At 66.5% G+C, this 16,679-nt stretch carries 17 protein-coding genes; 10 read left to right on the forward strand and 7 right to left on the reverse strand.

Annotated elements, in window-relative coordinates:
• Positions 1-218 precede the first annotated feature (218 nt).
• Positions 219-3,245, reverse strand: coding sequence for a phycobilisome rod-core linker polypeptide (locus tag CYAGR_RS14480; RefSeq protein ID WP_043327361.1), 3,027 nt, complete (start codon positions 3,243-3,245; stop codon positions 219-221).
• Between the two features lie 149 nt (positions 3,246-3,394).
• Between CYAGR_RS14480 and CYAGR_RS14485 the strand changes: the two genes are divergently transcribed.
• The 9 genes from CYAGR_RS14485 to CYAGR_RS14525 all read left to right on the forward strand — a co-directional run bounded on the left by CYAGR_RS14485 (position 3,395) and on the right by CYAGR_RS14525 (position 10,549).
• Positions 3,395-4,618, forward strand: a complete 1,224-nt coding sequence (locus CYAGR_RS14485; RefSeq protein ID WP_015110591.1) for a class I SAM-dependent methyltransferase — start codon at positions 3,395-3,397, stop codon at positions 4,616-4,618.
• A 172-nt stretch (positions 4,619-4,790) separates the two neighbouring features.
• The gene (locus CYAGR_RS14490) at positions 4,791-5,138 is read left to right on the forward strand and encodes an ATP synthase subunit I (protein ID WP_245552539.1); all 348 of its coding nucleotides are present in this window, start codon (positions 4,791-4,793) and stop codon (positions 5,136-5,138) included.
• Between the two features lie 74 nt (positions 5,139-5,212).
• Positions 5,213-5,941, forward strand: a complete 729-nt coding sequence (atpB, locus tag CYAGR_RS14495; protein WP_015110593.1) for a F0F1 ATP synthase subunit A — start codon at positions 5,213-5,215, stop codon at positions 5,939-5,941.
• A gap of 155 nt (positions 5,942-6,096) precedes the next feature.
• Entirely contained in the window at positions 6,097-6,342 is a 246-nt protein-coding gene (gene atpE, locus CYAGR_RS14500; RefSeq protein WP_015110594.1) for an ATP synthase F0 subunit C, read from the forward strand.
• Between the two features lie 100 nt (positions 6,343-6,442).
• A complete protein-coding gene (locus CYAGR_RS14505; RefSeq protein ID WP_015110595.1) occupies positions 6,443-6,925 on the forward strand; it encodes a F0F1 ATP synthase subunit B' in 483 nt (160 codons plus the stop codon).
• On the forward strand, positions 6,922-7,461 hold the full coding sequence (locus CYAGR_RS14510) for a F0F1 ATP synthase subunit B (RefSeq protein ID WP_015110596.1): 540 nt from the start codon (positions 6,922-6,924) through the stop codon (positions 7,459-7,461). Before CYAGR_RS14505 ends, CYAGR_RS14510 begins: the two co-directional genes overlap by 4 nt.
• Positions 7,461-8,009 (forward strand): ATP synthase F1 subunit delta, encoded by a 549-nt coding sequence (gene atpH, locus CYAGR_RS14515; RefSeq protein ID WP_015110597.1) that lies wholly within the window; start codon positions 7,461-7,463, stop codon positions 8,007-8,009. The genes CYAGR_RS14510 and atpH overlap by 1 nt, the downstream gene beginning before the upstream one ends.
• A gap of 61 nt (positions 8,010-8,070) precedes the next feature.
• The gene (gene atpA / locus CYAGR_RS14520; RefSeq protein WP_015110598.1) at positions 8,071-9,588 is read left to right on the forward strand and encodes a F0F1 ATP synthase subunit alpha; all 1,518 of its coding nucleotides are present in this window, start codon (positions 8,071-8,073) and stop codon (positions 9,586-9,588) included.
• Positions 9,589-9,598: 10 nt separating this feature from the next.
• A complete protein-coding gene (locus CYAGR_RS14525; RefSeq protein WP_015110599.1) occupies positions 9,599-10,549 on the forward strand; it encodes a F0F1 ATP synthase subunit gamma in 951 nt (316 codons plus the stop codon).
• Positions 10,550-10,664: 115 nt separating this feature from the next.
• On the opposite strand, the gene CYAGR_RS14530 is transcribed toward CYAGR_RS14525, so the two are convergent.
• The 3 genes from CYAGR_RS14530 to CYAGR_RS14540 form a co-directional block, all read right to left on the reverse strand.
• On the reverse strand, positions 10,665-10,994 hold the full coding sequence (locus CYAGR_RS14530) for a hypothetical protein (RefSeq protein ID WP_015110600.1): 330 nt from the start codon (positions 10,992-10,994) through the stop codon (positions 10,665-10,667).
• Positions 10,995-11,123: 129 nt separating this feature from the next.
• Positions 11,124-12,812 carry a sulfatase family protein gene (locus CYAGR_RS14535; RefSeq protein ID WP_015110601.1) on the reverse strand — a complete coding sequence of 563 codons (1,689 nt, stop codon included), beginning with the start codon at positions 12,810-12,812 and terminating at the stop codon, positions 11,124-11,126.
• A 669-nt stretch (positions 12,813-13,481) separates the two neighbouring features.
• Positions 13,482-13,811, reverse strand: coding sequence for an HD-GYP domain-containing protein (locus tag CYAGR_RS14540; RefSeq protein WP_051017149.1), 330 nt, complete (start codon positions 13,809-13,811; stop codon positions 13,482-13,484).
• A gap of 307 nt (positions 13,812-14,118) precedes the next feature.
• Here CYAGR_RS14540 and CYAGR_RS14545 point away from each other — a divergent pair, with 307 nt between their 5' ends.
• Positions 14,119-14,388: a hypothetical protein gene (locus CYAGR_RS14545; RefSeq protein WP_015110602.1), complete on the forward strand. Its 270-nt coding sequence runs from the start codon at positions 14,119-14,121 to the stop codon at positions 14,386-14,388.
• A gap of 86 nt (positions 14,389-14,474) precedes the next feature.
• Here CYAGR_RS14545 and CYAGR_RS16645 read toward each other — a convergent pair whose 3' ends face one another.
• The 3 genes from CYAGR_RS16645 to CYAGR_RS14560 are packed head-to-tail and all read right to left on the reverse strand — an operon-like array spanning position 14,475 to position 16,657.
• The gene (locus tag CYAGR_RS16645; RefSeq protein ID WP_015110603.1) at positions 14,475-14,915 is read right to left on the reverse strand and encodes an MGMT family protein; all 441 of its coding nucleotides are present in this window, start codon (positions 14,913-14,915) and stop codon (positions 14,475-14,477) included.
• 6 nt (positions 14,916-14,921) lie between these two features.
• Positions 14,922-15,902 (reverse strand): NAD(P)-dependent alcohol dehydrogenase, encoded by a 981-nt coding sequence (locus CYAGR_RS14555; protein WP_015110604.1) that lies wholly within the window; start codon positions 15,900-15,902, stop codon positions 14,922-14,924.
• Complete coding sequence (locus CYAGR_RS14560) at positions 15,899-16,657, reverse strand: DUF4336 domain-containing protein (RefSeq protein WP_015110605.1); 759 nt, start codon at positions 16,655-16,657, stop codon at positions 15,899-15,901. The genes CYAGR_RS14555 and CYAGR_RS14560 overlap by 4 nt, the downstream gene beginning before the upstream one ends.
• Between the last annotated feature and the right edge of the window lie 22 nt (positions 16,658-16,679).

The following is a 16,679-nucleotide window of genomic DNA, read 5'->3' on the forward strand; positions in this document are numbered from 1 at the left end:
AACGGCTTTGGCGGGAGTTGTTATCACCGTCCAGGCGCAGCAATTGTTCATCTTTTCAGCTTGCCGTCCACGGCGCCGCAGGTGCATCGACAGCCCAATCTCTTCGTCTCGTTGTAGAGACTGACCAAAAGAAACCCCCCGGGTCAGACCCGGGGGATCATCGGATGCGCGGTTGGGCATCCCTCAGGGGGGAGCGCCCAGTATGGCTCGGGGGCTGATCAGATCGCGCCCTTCAGCGAGGGTGTGAGCCCGGCGTTGCCGCCATAAAGGGAGGCGGTGCGGTTCACGGTCGTCAGGGGAACGCCATCCTCGGTGCCAAGGCCGCGCAGATAGGGCACGGTGTCCTGGCCGAAGGCCGTGGCGTACTCCCGGGCGTTGAGCAGCTCGGCGACGGCGGCCTGCTGTCCGGCGGTGGCGCGGGTGGCCAGGAACCGGCTCACTTCCGCCGGCATGGCGGCGCGGCCGAGCAGGGCCAGGTAGGCGGCCGAGGCGGCCCTAAGGGGGGCCATCCGCTGCAGTCGCTGCTGGAAGAGATCGCTGCCGGCGATCTGGGCCACGAACTCGGCCACCGAGAGCTGGCCGTCGCGCAGCTGGGATTCGGGATCCACCTGGCGCTCGGCCGCAAAGGGCACGCGGTTGAGGAGCTGGCGGTAGACCGCCTGCACCACCTCCTGCACCTGGGTCTCGCTGGGATCGCGGAGCAGCTGCACGGGCCTGGACAGGCTCTGACGGCGACGGAAGCCCTGGGGGGCGCCCGGTCGCAGGGCCTTGGCCATGGCGCCGTCGGGGGCTGTAGCGACACCACTCAGGAGGTTGGTGCCCACCAAGGCCTTCCAGCCACCGGCGATGCCGATGGTGGCGGGGGACATGTAGCCATTGCCGCCGCCGGCGCTGGAGACGCCACTGCGCCAGACGGGGGCGGCGCCACCGCCGGGCTGCCAGGGGGACTGGCTCCAGCTGCGGGTGGGCGCCGGGGGCTGCCTGAGGGTGCCGGGACCGCTCGGTGCACCCGTGGAGGCCGTGTAACTCTGGCCGCCGGCCACCTCCGCCTTCCACTGGCCGCGCACCTTGGGCCGGGCCGGCAGGTTGCGGGGGACCAGATCGCCGACGGTGCGGATCTCCTGTGCCACCGGCACGTTGGGCCGCTGCAGGGGCGTGATGTCGGCGACCGTCTCGAGGGTGCGCACCAAGCCGGGCACGCGGCGGGCGTTGCGATCGGCCGGGGTGATGAAGCGTTCGTAGGGGACGGTGTCCTCGCCGAAGCAGTCGTTGTACTCGCGGCCTTCGATCATGGCGTCGACGACGCCGTAGAAGCCCTTGCGGGCGGCGGTGTCGAAGTAGGCGTTGATCTCCCAGCGGCCGAAGGTGGGCCGGCCGAGGATGCGGCGGTGCATCACCTCAATGGCCTTGGTGATGTACAGGCCGCTCCAGTAACGGCGCCGGAAGGCGTTGGAGCGGGCCACCTGGCGCACGAACTCCCGCAGGCTGATGTCGCCGTTCTCGAGCTTGATCTCCTCCACCTTGTTGCGCTCACCGGCGTAGCCGGCGGTGCCCAGCACCTGCACGTAGACCGCGTTGATGACGGCCTGGGTGCTGGATTCGGTGCCGCGGATGCTGGGCTGGCCGCCCCGGCGGGGGGTGGAGCTGCCGCCGGTGGCGATCTGGCGCAGGCGCACCACCTTCGGCCCCACCCGGCGCGGGGTGGCCTTGCGGAACTGGGCACTGTCCATGGGCCCGGGCTGGGCCATGCCGTTGCCGATCAGGATCCGGCGGGTGTCGTAGCTGAAGGGGGCCGGGCGGGTGGCCACCGAGGCCGTGCTGGACGGGAAGATCGCCCCGTAGGTGAGGGCCAGGGGATCGTTGCCGCCGCCGTAGGGATGCTGGTCGGCGAGGGGCTGGCGGTAGGAGGCGTAGAGGGTGATGTACTGGGGCGCCCCCTCAAACGGCGCGCTGAAGCGGAAGAGGTTGCGGTTGGAGCCCCAGCCGGCGCTCTCCTGGGCCTCTTCGCCGATGTCGCGGAGGTAGGGGACCGTTTCCTCACCGAAGACCCGGGCGTACTCCATGCCGTTGACCAGGGCATCGACGAGGCCGGCCAGGCCCTTGGCACTGACGATGGCGAAGTACTGGCGGAACTCCTCGATCGAGCTCACGCCGCGGCCCAGGAAGTGGCGGAAGGCGAGCTCCACCACCCGGCTGTTGGAGAAGCGGCCGTAGAACTGGCGGCGGTAGACCTTGCTGCGGCCCAGGGCGCGGATGAACTCCCGCATCGAGAGCTGGCCCTGGCGCACCTGGGTGGCCTCCACCGGGCACACCACCTGGGAGTAGCCCTTGACGATGTCCCGCTCGAACACCTGGCGGTAGGCGGCACGGATGACCTCGGCCTTCTCGGCACCGGAGAGGCCCGGCTTCATCACGAAGCGCTGGGCGCCTTCGGCGGCGAGGGCATAGATCGCCGGCAGTTGCAGGCCCTGGTTGACCGGGCTACCGAGGCGCGCCCGGGTGGAGGGGGTGGGGATCTCGAGCTCCTTGAGGAGCACGTTGAAGCAGTCGATCACCAGCTGGCGGGAGTCCGGCTCCCCCTTGAACAGACCGGCGGCCGCAGCGCGCATCTCCTGCAGGGCCACGTTGGTGGCGGCCAGGGAGCAGGCCTTCTCGAGCACGTCGCGCAGGCCGCGGGTGTTCACCGCCAGGATGCTGGGATCGCCGGCGATCACGGCATAGCCCACGTAGCGCAGGAACCAGGCCAGGTCCCGCAGCGACTTGCGCATGCGGGCATTGCCGTAGATCGCCACCGAGATGGGGTTGAAGCCGCTGGGCAGCACCACCCGCACGTCGGCGTCGGCCTGGACACCTTCGAGAATGCGGCCGAGCAGACCACTGCCTCCGGAGCCCTGGGCGAAGGTGCGCACCGAACGCTGGAACGCGGCCTGGTCGGCGGCGAGGGCGACCCCATCGCCAGCACCGGCGCTGGGGGTGCTGAGGGGAGCGTCGAGATAGGAGAGGGGCGTGCCGCCGGTGAAGATCCGGTTGGCGGCCTTGGCCACGATCGCGTCGGCGTTGGCGGAGATCCGTCGGGCGGCTTCGACGCGGATCTGGCCGCTGCGGAAGAAGGTGGTCAGGGCGTCCAGTTCGCCGCCGTCGGGGAAACGGTCCTGCTGCTCCGCCTTCCGGACGCTGGAGAGCGGCAGGGTGTCGTAGCGCTGGGGGGCGACCCTGGTGCTGCCGCTGCTGGCGGTCACGGTCATGAACGAGAGCGAGCCGGGCTGGGTCACGTTACGGCTGGCCCCCTGGCCCCCCGGGGCGGCATGAACAAATGTTTGCAGCCTTCCGAGGCGCTCACGCTGAACGGCGGCCGGCGCCGTGGAATGCTGCCGGAACCCGCACCCAGGCATTGATGGATCACCCCCCGGAGGCCCCGCTGGATGCCGCCACGCCGGTGGTCAGCGCCTTCTACGACCGCTTCCCCTACCCGGGGGACCCGCTTCAGGACGGCCCGCCGCCGGGATACAACTGGCGCTGGTGCGTGGACAGCGTGGTGGCGGCCGTGGACGGGGCCCTGCCGCCGGCGCCGCGGCCCTGGCGGATCCTCGACGCCGGCTGCGGCACAGGGGTGAGCACCGACTACCTCTGCCATCTCAACCCGGGGGCCTCCGTGCTGGCGGTGGACATCAGCGCCGGTGCCCTGGCGGTGGCCCGCGAGCGCACCGCCCGATCCGGGGCCGCCGCCCGGGTGGCGGAGCTGCGCATCGAGCAGCGCAGCCTGCTCGACCTGGCGGGGGAGAGACCCTTCGACTACATCAACTCGGTGGGGGTGCTCCATCACCTCGACCGGCCCGAAGAGGGACTGCGGGCCCTGGTGCCCCTGCTCCGGCCGGGGGGGCTGCTGCACCTCTTTCTCTATGCCGACGGCGGCCGCTGGGAGATCCACCGCACCCAGCGGGCCCTGGCCCTGATGGGGGTGGGCACCGGACCGGCGGGTCTGCGGCTGGGCCGGGAGCTGTTCGCCACCCTGCCCGAGGCCAACCGCCTGCGGCGGCACCACGAGCAGCGCTGGGCCCTCGACACCGCCGCTGATGCCAACTTTGCCGACATGTACCTCCACCCCCAGGAGACCAGCTACGACCTGGAGCGCCTGTTCCGCTTCGTCGACCAGCCCGGCATCCACTTCGCCGGCTTCTCCAATCCCGAGGTGTGGGACCCGGCCCGGCTGCTGCAGGGGGAACTGCTGGAGCGGGCCAGGGCGCTGCCGGCGCGGCAGCAGCGGGCCCTGGTGGAGAGCCTCGACCCCGACATCAGCCACTTCGAGTTCTTCCTGCGGCGCCAGGACGGCGACGGGATGCCGGACGCGGCGCCGGAGGCGTTGAGCGATGAAGCCCTGCTGGCGGCCGGCGGCGAGCGCAACCGCTGCCTGTGGGGCTGGCCCTCGACGGCGCTGCTGGGTCCCGACCTGCGTCCCCTGACCATCTCGGAGCAGGAGCTGGCCCTGATGGAGGCCCTGGAGGCGGCCCCCGCCGGCACGCCGATCGGGGCGCTTCCCCTGGCCCAGGGCTCCGCCGAGCGGCTGGCGGCGGCGCGGCGGCTCCTGGAGGAGCGGGTGCTTCTGTTGCTTAGAGCCTGAACGGGCCGAGTGATAAAGTCCGCACGCCAAGACGGAGCCTCGTCGGTTGCAGGCTGCCCTGACCCCCTCCCCGGATGCCGTCCCCCCCGTGGAGACGTCGACCGAAGAGGTCGCAGTTCATCCGACCATCGAGCCTCCCCCCCAGCCTGAACTCGCTGCCGCTTCGGCGACGGTGAACAACGGCATGGACGGTTACCTGCGGCTGCAGCGCCGGTTGCTCCTTTCCACGGTCTGTGCCACCGCCCTGGCGGTGCCCCTCACGGCCCTGTGGTTCGACCTCCCCACCGCTTTCAGCCTGCTGGTGGGAGCCCTGGCAGGACTCCTGTACCTCCGCCTCCTGGCCCGCAGCGTCACCCGCTTCGGCGTCGAAACCAAGGGGGTGGGCAAGGCCCAGCTGCTGGTGCCCGTGGTGCTGGTGGTCGCGGCCGCCCGGCTCCCCGTCCTTGAGATCCTGCCCGCCGTACTGGGCTTTCTCCTCTACAAGCCCGCTCTGATCGTTCAGGCCGTCCTCGACACCTGATACAAGTTCAGCCGCTCCGGCGGCCCTCTTCAGCCGCCTAGCGGCACCCGACGTTCCGCCAGGTCCTACCCCCGATGGCTCCGTTGCCCCACGCCCTTCCCTTCGCCGCCCTCGAGGTCGGCCAGCACCTCTACTGGCAGCTCGGCAATTACAAGATCCACGGCCAGGTCTTCCTGAGTTCCTGGGTCGTGATCGGCGCCCTGCTCGCCGTGGTGGTGGTGGGTACGCGCCGCCTGGAGCGTGACCCTCGGGGCGTGCAGAACCTGCTGGAGTTCCTCTGGGATTACCTGCGCGACATCGCCCGCGAATACATCGGTGAGAAGGCCTACCGCGACTGGCTTCCCTTCATCGGCACCCTGTTCCTGTTCATCTTCGTGAGCAACTGGGGCGGGGCCCTGATCCCCTGGAAGCTGGTGCACCTGCCCAACGGTGAACTGGGCGCCCCCACCGCCGACATCAACACCACCATCGCCCTGGCGCTGCTGGTGTCGCTGGCCTACTTCTATGCGGGCCTGAGCCGCAAGGGTTTCCGGTACTTCGAGTACTACGTGGAACCCACGCCGATCATGCTCCCGTTCAAGATCGTCGAGGACTTCACCAAGCCGCTCTCGCTCTCCTTCCGTCTGTTCGGCAACATCCTTGCCGACGAACTGGTGGTGGCGGTGCTGGCCTTCCTGGTGCCCCTGGTGGTGCCCCTGCCGGTGATGTTCCTCGGCCTGTTCACCAGCGCCATCCAGGCCCTGATCTTCGCCACCCTGGCGGCCTACTACATCGGTGAGGCCGTCCACGAGGAGCACCACTAGGTCGGCCCCTCGGCCGGGCCGTTCCCCCGGTCTGGCAAACTCTCTGCGCGCAGGTCCGGCTCGATCCGGGCCCGCCTTCCCAGGTGTCCCCGGCGCAGGGTTCTCGACAAGGTTCCTTCCGCGCTTCCCCGGCGCCCCACATTTCTAACCCCACCATGGATTCCCTTACTTCCGCTGCGTCCGTCGTGGCTGCTGGTCTTGCCGTCGGTCTCGGCTCCATCGGTCCTGGCATCGGCCAGGGCACCGCTTCCGGCGGCGCCGTCGAAGGCATCGCCCGTCAGCCCGAAGCCGAAGGCAAGATCCGCGGCACCCTGCTGCTGTCCCTGGCCTTCATGGAATCGCTGACCATCTACGGCCTGGTGGTCGCCCTGGTGCTCCTGTTCGCCAACCCCTTCTCCTGATCGGAGGCCATCGCGGGGATGACAGGGCCGCCCGTCCGTCGCGGCCCTTCTCCACCCCCGGCTCCATCCACGCCTCCACCACCGCCCGCCTTATTGCCCCATGACCAGCTGGCTTCTGCTTGCCGAGGCAGGTGCGACCGCAGGGTCGCCCGAGGGAGGTCTGTTCGACCTCGACGCCACCCTGCCGCTCATGGCGCTGCAGGTGGTGATCCTCACCTTCATTCTCAACAGCCTGTTCTTCCGACCCGTCGGCAAGGCCGTCGAGGACCGTGAGGGCTACATCACCACAAGCCGGACCCAGGCCAAGGAGAAGCTGGCCCAGGCCGAGCGCCTCGAGGCCGATCTCAAGGAGCAGCTGAAGGGGGCCCGGCTCGAGGCCCAGAAGGTGATTCTGGAGGCCGAGCAGGATTCCGACCGTCTCTACCGTGAGGCCCTGGCGGTGGCCCAGGCGGACGCCATCGCGAGCCGCGAAAGTGCCCGCAGCAAGATCGATGCTCAGCGCGCCGAAGCCCTGAGCGCTCTCGAGGCCGATGCCGACAGGCTCGCCGACCTCATCGTCGACCGTCTCCTGACCGCCTCATGACCACCTCCACCCTCCCGTCGCTGATGGCGTCGCTCTTCGCGAGCCATGGCAGCTTCGGCCTCAACTTCGACATCTTCGAGACCAACATCATCAATCTGGCGATCGTCATCGCCGGTCTGACGTGGTTCCTGAGGGGATTCCTCGGGGGCATCCTGGAGCGCCGCCGCGAGCGGATCCTGGGGGAACTCAAGGACGCTGAGGAGCGCCTGAACGCCGCCACCGCCTCCCTCGCCGAGGCCCAGAAGAGCCTGGGTGAAGCCCGCACCCGCGCCGAGAAGATCCGCGCCGACGGCAAGGCCCGCGCCGAGGCCATCCGCTTCGAGAGCGAGAAGCGCACCGTCGAGGAGATGGCACGCCTGAAGCAGGACTCCCAGTCCGACCTGGATTCGGAGGTTTCCCGCGTCAGCCGGCTGCTGCAGCGCGAGGCCGCCGAGATGGCCATCGCCAAGGCCCTGGTCAGCCTGCCCGGCCGCCTTGACGCCAGTACCCAGGCCCAGCTGATCGATCAGTCCATTCAATCGATGGGGAACGCCTGATGCCTCTGCTCAACACCATCACCACCCCCTACGCCGACGCCTTCCTGCAGGTGTGCGACGCCAACGGCGACACCGAGGCGGTGATCGATCAGGCCCGGGCGATCCTGGCCCTCTGGCACGACTCCAGCGACCTGCGTGAGGCGATGGCTTCCCCAGTTCTTGAGGTCGAAGGCAAGAAGGCAGCTCTCGAGCAACTCTTCGGCAAGGACATCTCCTCCTCCTTCCTCAACCTGCTCAAGCTGCTGGCCGACCGCCAGCGCATCGGCTTCCTCGATGCCGTTCTGGAACGGCTCCTGGATCTCTACCGCGAGCAGAACCAGATCGCCCTGGCCACCGTGACCTCGGCGAGTCCCCTGAGCGACGAGCAGCAGGCGCTGCTTGCCGAGAAGGCCAAGGCCGTGGCCGGCACCGACAAGGTGGAGATCAGCCTCGCGGTGGATCCTGCCCTGATCGGTGGGTTCGTCCTCAGTGTCGGTTCCCGGGTGATCGACGCCAGCCTCGCCGGTCAGGTGCGGCGCCTCGGCCTGACGCTCGCCAACGTGAGCTGACGCCTACCCCCCCTCCCCTTCTCTCCTCACTTCATCGCCTCCCCTCCGGGGACTCCCATCCATGGTTTCCATCCGCCCCGACGAGATCAGCGCCATCCTCAAGAAACAGATCGCCGACTACGACAAGTCGGTCTCTGTCAGCAACGTCGGTACCGTCCTGCAGATCGGTGATGGCATCGCCCGGGTCTACGGCCTGGAGCAGGTGATGGCCGGCGAGCTGGTGCTGTTCGAAGACGGCACCGAGGGCCTGGCGCTGAACCTGGAGGACGACAACGTCGGCGTCGTGCTGATGGGCGAGGGCCTGGGTATCCAGGAGGGCAGCACCGTCAAGGCCACCGGGCGCATCGCCGCCGTGCCGGTGGGCGACGCCATGCTGGGCCGGGTGGTGAACGCCCTGGGTCAGCCGATCGACGGCAAGGGTGAGATCGCCACCACCGAGACCCGCCTGATCGAGTCGATGGCGCCCGGCATCATCCAGCGCAAGTCGGTGCATGAGCCCATGCAGACCGGCATCACGGCCATCGACGCCATGATTCCCATCGGCCGGGGCCAGCGCGAGCTGATCATCGGCGACCGCCAGACCGGCAAGACCGCCATCTGCATCGACACGATCCTCAACCAGAAGGGTGAGGACGTCGTCTGCGTCTACGTGGCCATCGGCCAGAAGAACGCCTCGGTGGCCAACGTGGTGGAAGTGCTCCGCGAGCGCGGCGCCCTCGACTACACCGTGGTGGTGGCGGCCAGCGCCTCGGAAGCGGCGGCCCTCCAGTACCTGGCCCCCTACACCGGCGCGGCCATCGCCGAGTCCTTCATGTACAAGGGCAAAGCCACCCTGGTGGTGTACGACGACCTCACCAAGCAGGCCCAGGCCTACCGCCAGATGTCGCTGCTGCTGCGCCGTCCCCCCGGCCGTGAGGCCTACCCCGGCGACGTCTTCTACTGCCACAGCCGCCTGCTGGAGCGGGCCGCCAAGCTTTCCGACGCCATGGGCAAGGGCAGCATGACCGCCCTGCCGATCATCGAGACCCAGGCCGGCGACGTTTCGGCCTACATCCCCACCAACGTGATCTCGATCACCGACGGCCAGGTCTTCCTCAGCTCCGACCTGTTCAACTCCGGCCTGCGGCCCGCCATCAACGTGGGCATCTCCGTGAGCCGGGTGGGCGGCGCTGCCCAGACCAAGGCCATCAAGAAGATCGCCGGCACCCTGAAGCTGGAGCTGGCCCAGTTCGACGAACTGGCCGCCTTCTCCCAGTTCGCCTCCGATCTCGATGCCGCCACCCAGGCCCAGCTGGCCCGGGGCAAGCGTCTGCGTGAACTGCTCAAGCAGCCCCAGTTCAGCCCCCTGATCCTGGCTGAGCAGGTGGCGGTGGTCTACGCGGGTGTCAAGGGGCTGATCGACGATGTGCCCGTGGAGCTGGTGCCCCAGTTCGCCCGCGAGCTGCGCGAGTACCTCAAGAGCAACAAGCCCGAGTACATCAACAAGGTTCAGACCGAGAAGGTGCTGAGCGACGAATCCGAAGCCATGCTCAAGGAGGCGATCACCGAGGTCGCCTCCTCGATGCTGGCCGCCGCCTGAGGAGTCCCCCATGGCCAATCTCAAGGCAATCCGTGACAGGATCAGTTCGGTCAAGAACACCCGCAAGATCACCGAAGCCATGCGGCTGGTGGCCGCCGCCAAGGTGCGTCGCGCCCAGGAGCAGGTGCTGCGCACCCGCCCCTTCGCCGATCGCCTGGCCCGGGTGCTTCAGAACCTCGAGTCGCGCATGGGCTTCGAGGGGGCCGATTCCCCTCTGCTGGGAGAGCGCCGTCCGGTGAGCACCATCACCCTGCTGGTGGTCACCGGCGACCGGGGTCTCTGCGGCGGCTACAACGCCAACGTGATCCGCAGGGCCGAACAACGCTTCGCCGAGCTCAAGGGACAGGGCTTCACGGTGGACATGGTGCTGATGGGCCGCAAGGCCATCACCTACTTCACCAACCGCTCCTACCCGATCCGGGCCACCTTCACCGGCCTGGAGCAGGTGCCCACCTCCCAGGAGGCGGGCGAGATCGCCAACGAAGTGCTCGCCGAGTTCCTCTCCGCCAGCACCGACCGCGTGGAGATCGTCTTCACCCGCTTCATCAACCTGGTGAGCTCCCAGCCGGTGGTCCAGACCCTGCTGCCCCTCGATCCCCAGGGCATCGCCAGCTCCGACGATGAGATCTTCCGTCTCATCACCCGTGACGGCCGCCTCGGGGTGGAGATCGGCAAGGTGGAGAACGCCGAGCCGGCCCTGCAGCCGGACTTCGTGTTCGAGCAGAGCCCGGAGCAGCTGCTCAATGCCCTGCTGCCCCTCTACCTGGCCAACCAGCTGCTGCGCTCCCTCCAGGAAGCGGCCGCCAGCGAACTGGCCAGCCGGATGACGGCCATGAACAACGCCAGCGACAACGCCAAGGCGCTCGCCAAGACCCTCACCCTCGACTACAACAAGGCCCGGCAGGCGGCCATCACCCAGGAAATCCTGGAAGTGGTGGGTGGCGCGGCGGCCATGGGCTGACGTTCAGCCGTACCAACAACCCCGGATCTCCCTCTGGCGGCCATGCGCGTTTCACGCGCAACGCCGCCTACGGGAAGTCCGGGGTTTTCGGTCTCTGGGGGAGGTTGGCTTGGGATCAGTCGGGGTTGGGGCCGCTGGCGCCGGCGTGGGCCTGGAGCGCCAAGGCGAGGTGCGCCTGGAGGGCGCCGAGGGCGATCAGCTGGCGTGGGGAGCGGCCTTCGGTGGTGGCGGGGCCGCCGTTGCCGAGGGCTGCCAGGAGGCGCTGGCCGCTGCGGCTCCATTCGGCCAGCAGCCGCTCAAAAGCCTCACGTTCAGCGGTGGCTGCCGTGGGGAGCTCTCCCTGCTGCTCCGCTTCCACGGGGGCCTTACCCAGCATGGCCGCGAGCTGGCGGAAGCTCACCGAGGCGGGGACCAGGGAGTCGGTGTTGTTGTTCCGCTTCTCCATGGGAACGTTGAAGAGAATGGATCAACGTTATGGAGGAGATGGCGCTGCGAAAAGGGCGGCCGATGGGTGGAAGTCCGACCATCGGAAGCCCTCTGGAGGCCTGGCTCCCGGCGATTCCGACAGGGCCGTTCAGGGGGCCATCGTCTGTTCATTCACCGCCCATCCGGCGTCGATGCCCCCGGGAAGCATCTGGCCAAGATCCTCTCCCACCTCGCGGTCGATCAGACGGTTGAGCTTTTCGTTCATGGCCATCACGAGATCGCGATGCTTCTTCCCGGTTGAGGCAAGGTTCTTCATTTCATGGGGATCGGCCTGCACATCAAACAACTCCAGATCGTTGAACTGCTCAAGTTGTTCATAGGTACGGGGTCTGTTGTGCTGCTTCGGGGAGAAGTAGCGAGAAAAGACATGGCGCCCGTCATACACCGATCGAACGGCTCCCCGTTTCATCAGGTTGGGGACGATACCCACCTGCTTGAGCTGATCCGGCTTGCCCCCCTTTTGCAGGTGGCCAACGGCTTTGTAAAGGAAATCGCCATCGATGTAGGCGAGCATGTTGTAGTTGAACAGGATTCCTTCCCGCAGGCTGTCGATCGCTGCCCGTTCGGGAGCGGCGAGCAGAGTCGAGAAGTCCTTGCCCGGCAGCCCTCTCACGATCTCCGCTTTTCTGTCGGGCGCGACGCCAGTCAGGCCCACCAAGGTCGGGGCGAGGTCGAGATGGGAGGTGAGGGCCTGGCAGCGGTTGCCACCTGGATAGGCCGGATGGGCAACGATCAGGGGAACATGATTCTGCTCCCGATAGGCGACGGCGCCTTTGGCATGGAGCTGGTGTGCCCCATCCATGTCCCCGTGATCTGAGGTCAGAATCACGATCGTTCGCTCCCTCAGGCCGGCCGCATCCAGTTCGGCCAGCAGCGTGACGATGTTGCGGTCCACATCCTGCAGGCAGTTCAGATAGTAGTTATGCCTGCGCTTCCAGCGCGGGATCTCGTTGGGGATCTCGCCAACCAACGCGTCATGTGATTTCAGGAAGTCGCGATGGGCGGGTGGTCGTCCGGGCACATCCAAGGGCTGGGTGTGACTGGGAGGAAGGGAGAAAGCCCATTGCCTGGCATACAAGGGATCCTTCGGATCGCGGGCCACATGGACGATTCCCCGTTGGGCCTGAACCGTGGTACCAGGGGCATCGGTGTCGTAGAACATCACATCGTGGGGATTCACGAGATTGACAGCGAGAAACCAGGGCTTCCCCTGGGCCGCCAGCTCCCGTCCCTTCCCGCGTAACCAACTGATGCCCATGGCGGTGATCACGCCATCATGGAGATAGCCGCCCTGGGTATGGGCAATGATGTCGCCAACTCCGAAGTAGTCGGAGAACCCATAGGCTTCCATCTCCTCGGTGAAGATCTTGGTGGGTGTCCCCAGCTTGTTGACGGTTTCGAACTCCTTGGTCAGATGCCATTTTCCTTTATAGGCCGTGTAATAGCCTGCCTCCCGCAGCATGTGCCCGACGGTGCGGATATCGGTGGACAGGCTGCTGACCCACGGAAAATTCGTGTTGTCGAACATTCGCGTCTGCTGGATGTGTTGGCCCGTGTAGGCCACCGCCCGCGAAGGCGTGCAGACGCAGGAGTTGATGCGGTGATTGATGAAGCTGGTGCCCTGCTTGATGAGACGTTCATGGCCGGGAAGGCTGAAATCCCCAGGCAGTTCCCAGGGCTGAAAAAAGCGCTCCTGGTCAGTGAGAATGAAGAGGATGTTGTAGCGCTGAGCCCCGGACGCACCAGCAACCTTCGCTGCGCTGGCAGCGCTCGCCACCGATGCTCTGGCACCCGATGTCGATCCGTTGGCCACACCCAGTGCCACGGTGCCAGCTCCAGCCAGATGTAGAAACTTGCGTCTTGAAGTCATTGAATCGGGCAGCTCGAGTTGATGCAAGCTTGCTCGCTCAAGAAGGCCGGATGGGTCCCAGGACATTCAGCTTTATACGCTGCAACAATTCCAGAAAGTCTGCTGACGCCTTTGCCCGTGGCCGGTTGCCCTGGCGCTCACCCCAGGATTCGATGGTGCCCAGGCTTGTGATCTCCAATTCCAGGTATTGGCAGGCTTCATCCGTTCTCCTGCACAGCCGCCAGGACTGCGAGCGACAAGCAAGGTCCATCGTCTTGTGACGTCGCTATCCAGGGAAGTCCGAATCACCGCTGTCTTATCCTTCCCCATCGGCCACGACCATGGGCAGATGGACACTTCCATGGTCACACTGCCGGCCATGGAGACGACCTCGTGGGGACTGGCCAGAACGCCCCCGTCCGCCCCCATGGGAAGCGTAGGGCTGGACTCTTGAGGCTGCCGATGCCGCAGAGCTCCGGATTGTCCTGGGCCATGGTTTCGAGCTCGCTGAGCAGATCCACCCCTGGCAGAAGACAAAGAGAATGGCGGTTCGCAGCCGTCATAAAAGGATCCGTCCAGGGGGCAATCCTCGCAGGTCTAGCCCTTGTCGTTGAACAGCCGCAGGCAGGCCTCCATCACGTCGGGGATCGCCACGATCCGGGGTTCCAGCATCAGTTTGTCGCCATAGAGTCCATTCGGATCGTCGCTGCCGTCCATCCGTTCGTGGTGTTCCTGGATGATGCGGGCACTCGGCCTGGAAGAGGCAACGTCCTTGAAGACGTTGTGGCCAGCCTGGGCATGGTCCCTGATCAGGTCGGATTCATGATCGGTCAGTGTCCTCGGCTTGCAGAGGATTTCCGCCGGCACGTTCAACTTGCCGATGACATGGACGGAGGCGGCCAGTTGCAGTCCCTCCAGCTGCCGCACTGGCTGTCCCAGTTTCTGTCCGATGGCTGAGGCCAGTTTTCTCCACACTGTGCTGGTCGCCTGTGGTGGAGGGATCCCCCCTCCGGGACCGTGAGCAACTGCTTGTACAGCCTCTTGGTCTCCCGGAGAGTTCTGAGCTGCTCTTCTTCGGCGATCGCCCTGGCAGTCAGGCTGCCGAGACGGATGGCGATCGTGTCCAGCAGGAGACGTTCTTCCGCCAGAAAAGGCCCGTTGATGGCGGCGTCACAGCGTTCGATCTAGCCGACGTTCTCGTAGCTGTAGACGTCGGCGTTGGCTCTGATCGCCGATGAGCGAACCGATTGGCATCATCCAGATCACCCGTCTGATACACCTTCGCGCCAAGGGAAATTCTGGCAACGGTGTTGGCGGAATGCAGACAGGCTTCCGGGATGGCCTCAACGACCGTTTGAAGAATGTCGTCGAGTGTTTCTTGATCGTTGCCGATGATCTTCTCCATCTGATGGAGGCAGTGGAGGTCCTTGATCCGCCCCATCAGCGCCAGCTCCTTCGCCATCGTCACGGTGGCCTGGGCCACTGGGCCCATGTCCTTACTTGATGACAGGCTTCATCTGGCCCTCCCTTCGAGAGGAACAGACTTTCACGGAAGCTCCTGCAGCGGTGGTCGGTGCTGTTCTGTCGTCTTCACCGTCCACCGTTGTCGGTAACCCCGCACGCGTTGCGCGCCCCAGCGTCCACCGCTCTGGCGGGCGTCGCGGCACGGCGCTCCTGCCTGGGGATCCCGTGGCCCAGTTCATGGCATGGCAGGAAGAATGCTTCGAGGGAAGGATGCACGGCGTTTCCCACCACGGCGATGCCTTCCCGTTCGAGAAGGCAGGCCTGGGGGTCGCCGTTGGGATCCCGTTTGGGCACGCCCAGGCTTCCGTCTCCTGACACGACGCGATACCAGGGAACGTCCATCTTCGCGTTGTCGTCCAGCTGGCTGAGGATGTAGGCGACGTGTCTGGGCATCACCGCCAGATGTTCTCCGATGGATTGGTAGGTGGTGATTTTCGATTCGGGAATCGTCGTGACGATCCGGAGCACCTGTGCCTTGATGCGGGCGAAAGCCTCGGACTTTGTCATGGGGAACTAGTTCTGATCGCGCACAGAGATGATGACATTACCCTTCTTTCGTCCCGTGTCGACATAACGGTGGGCTTCCACAATCTGATCGATCGGATAGATCCGATCGATCACGGGTCGGAACGCTCCCGTCTCAGCCAGGGCGGCAAGCGTGAGCAGATCGTCGCGTTTCAGGCCAGCGGGACCGGCGATCACCGTGTGGCAGCTCGTCATCGACACCCACAGGCTCCGCAGCATGTCGGGCAACCCGGCCAGCACCAGCAACAGCCGCCCCCCATCCTTCAGGGATCGCCTGCAGCGAGAAAAGGGCGCCGTGCCGACCGTATCGACGATGAGGTCGTACGTTTGGCCGTTGCGGGTGAAGTCGTCCTGGGTGTAGTCGATGACATGGGCCGCCCCCAGGGAGCGCACCAGATCCATGCTGGCTCCGCTGCACACCCCGGTCAACTCGGTCCCGAAGTGGCGGGCCAGCTGCACAACGGCGCTCCCCACCGCGCCGGAGGCCCCATTCACCAGCACCTTGTCCCCGCGCTGAACCTTGCCACGCCGCAGGAAATCCAGGGCCGTCGTTCCGCCGAAGCAGAGGGCGGCGGCCGTCTCATCCGTGAGCGCGGGCGGTGTGGCCACCACCATGCCGTCCTGCGGCAGGACGATGTACTCGGCATGGCAGCCCAGGCGGACGTCGCTGAAGGCGAACACCCGCTCCCCCACCTTGAACCGGGTGACGTCCCTGCCGATCGCCGCGACCACCCCGGCCAGCTCCGAACCGAGGATCGGTTGCCTGGGCTTCCGCAGGCCGAACACCAGCCGCATGATCAGCCCGAACCCCGTGGGAACCGTCTGGCTTCGAATGCGCCAGTCCCCTGATGTGACGGTGGTGGCGTTGATTCGGATCAGGATTTCGTCGTCTTTGGGGGTGGGTATGGGCATCTCGATGATGCGCAGCACTTCGGGTGGCCCGTAGCGCTCAACGACGACGGCTTTCATGGCTGGTGGTCCTTGGGGATTGGGGGGGCGCCGGCGCAGGGCCCGAGGTCGCTGCCGAGAAACGCCGCGTAGGCCTTGGTGAGTCTTTCCTTGCCGCCGGTTTCCACCACAGCGCCGTGGGCCACGATCACCCTGTCGAAGTCCCACTGCAGGACAGCCTGCATGGCCCTCCGCAGCGAAGTCCTGTCGGAGGTGGCCAGGCGCTCGAGAATGGTGGGCTCCAGGCGAGCGTAACCGCCGCCGATCCGGGTGAGCCAGCGGGTGAGCCAGGGGGCGGAGGCATCGAAGTGGAAGGCGCTGTCCGTCAGGACGAGGGTCCTGCTCGGGGTGTGGCAGAAGGCCACCTCATGCAGCGGCGATGGGCCGGTGGGCCCCAGGGTGTGGAGCCCGCTCAGGCTGCACAGCAGCAATCCCGGCCATGGGGATGGCTCTTCCGCGTTGAGCAGACGGTCCAGCTCCAGATGGGGACACTTCTGCCTCAGGAAGGGCGGACCCCAGGAGATGGCCTGGGGAAAGCGCTGCTGGAAGGCCTGGAGATGGAGATGGTGGAAGGCGTTGGGCGCCACGATGTCGGTGACGACACCGATGGCGGCCAGTTCGATTTCGAGCTCAGGTGTTGGCTGGATCGGCGAAAGAATCACCAGCCGGTTGCTGTTCTCCAGGCGGATGACCGTCATCCGGGTGCCGATGCTCAGGCCGAAGTAGGTCTGCGGTTGTTCGGCCACCCAGAGATGATCGGCGAGGCGCCGCAGCATGGGTGTGGCCGATGGCTGGGCC

It is taken from the genome of Cyanobium gracile PCC 6307 (genome assembly GCF_000316515.1).
Lineage (GTDB): Bacteria > Cyanobacteriota > Cyanobacteriia > PCC-6307 > Cyanobiaceae > Cyanobium > Cyanobium gracile.

Excerpts from the sequence above, each read along its gene's own strand:
- CYAGR_RS14480 (WP_043327361.1), bottom strand. The coding sequence starts at position 3,245 with ATGACCGTGACCGCCAGCAGCGGCAGCACCAGGGTCGCCCCCCAGCGC.
- CYAGR_RS14485 (WP_015110591.1), top strand. The coding sequence starts at position 3,395 with ATGGATCACCCCCCGGAGGCCCCGCTGGATGCCGCCACGCCGGTGGTC.
- atpB (WP_015110593.1), top strand. The coding sequence starts at position 5,213 with ATGGCTCCGTTGCCCCACGCCCTTCCCTTCGCCGCCCTCGAGGTCGGC.
- atpE (WP_015110594.1), top strand. The coding sequence starts at position 6,097 with ATGGATTCCCTTACTTCCGCTGCGTCCGTCGTGGCTGCTGGTCTTGCC.
- CYAGR_RS14505 (WP_015110595.1), top strand. The coding sequence starts at position 6,443 with ATGACCAGCTGGCTTCTGCTTGCCGAGGCAGGTGCGACCGCAGGGTCG.
- CYAGR_RS14510 (WP_015110596.1), top strand. The coding sequence starts at position 6,922 with ATGACCACCTCCACCCTCCCGTCGCTGATGGCGTCGCTCTTCGCGAGC.
- atpH (WP_015110597.1), top strand. The coding sequence starts at position 7,461 with ATGCCTCTGCTCAACACCATCACCACCCCCTACGCCGACGCCTTCCTG.
- atpA (WP_015110598.1), top strand. The coding sequence starts at position 8,071 with ATGGTTTCCATCCGCCCCGACGAGATCAGCGCCATCCTCAAGAAACAG.
- CYAGR_RS14525 (WP_015110599.1), top strand. The coding sequence starts at position 9,599 with ATGGCCAATCTCAAGGCAATCCGTGACAGGATCAGTTCGGTCAAGAAC.
- CYAGR_RS14530 (WP_015110600.1), bottom strand. The coding sequence starts at position 10,994 with ATGGAGAAGCGGAACAACAACACCGACTCCCTGGTCCCCGCCTCGGTG.
- CYAGR_RS14545 (WP_015110602.1), top strand. The coding sequence starts at position 14,119 with ATGAGCGAACCGATTGGCATCATCCAGATCACCCGTCTGATACACCTT.
- CYAGR_RS16645 (WP_015110603.1), bottom strand. The coding sequence starts at position 14,915 with ATGACAAAGTCCGAGGCTTTCGCCCGCATCAAGGCACAGGTGCTCCGG.
- CYAGR_RS14555 (WP_015110604.1), bottom strand. The coding sequence starts at position 15,902 with ATGAAAGCCGTCGTCGTTGAGCGCTACGGGCCACCCGAAGTGCTGCGC.
- CYAGR_RS14560 (WP_015110605.1), bottom strand. The coding sequence starts at position 16,657 with ATGCTGCGGCGCCTCGCCGATCATCTCTGGGTGGCCGAACAACCGCAG.